The following is a 506-nucleotide window of genomic DNA, read 5'->3' as shown; positions in this document are numbered from 1 at the left end:
CCAACAGAACATGCCGGTTTTTCTGAAAAACCTGCCTTGGCATCTGGACCTCGACTTGCCGCAACGTCCCGAATCGCTCAAGGAGTTCGACTGGTCATGAGTTGCTGGATCCGCTTGGGCATCGAACCCACCACCGACGAAACCCTTATTCGCGCCGCCTACCGCACGCGCCTGCCGGAACATCACCCGGCGACCGATCCCGAAGGTTTTCAGGCGCTGCGCATGGCCTACGAAAAAGCGCTTCGTCTGGCACGCGAAGGCGATGAAGAACCACCCGAAGAATTCGAGGAATACCAAGAGCCGGAACAGACAATCATCGAGGTGCCGCAGGCGTTCGTGGATTTCTGCGAGTTGCTTGACGATCCTGTACGGCGCTTCGACTTTGCAGCCTGGCAGTCGTTTATCCGAGGGCTGGATCAACTGCCTCTCGAGTCTCTCGATGACCTCAGTTGGAGCTTGTACCATCGGCTGGCTGACGCCGGGCCGCTGTCCTATCGTTGCGCAAA

General features: G+C 58.1%; 1 pseudogene. It reads left to right on the top strand.

Going from position 1 to position 506, the window contains the following annotated elements:
• Positions 1-96: 96 nt before the first annotated feature.
• A pseudogene (locus F8N80_RS31020) lies at positions 97-506 on the top strand (molecular chaperone DnaJ); the annotation flags it as partial.

Source organism: Pseudomonas fluorescens (genome assembly GCF_902497995.1).
GTDB lineage: Bacteria > Pseudomonadota > Gammaproteobacteria > Pseudomonadales > Pseudomonadaceae > Aquipseudomonas > Aquipseudomonas fluorescens_BK.
Note: the sequence above shows the minus strand (reverse complement) of the source record. Positions and strands in the feature narration are given on the sequence as shown.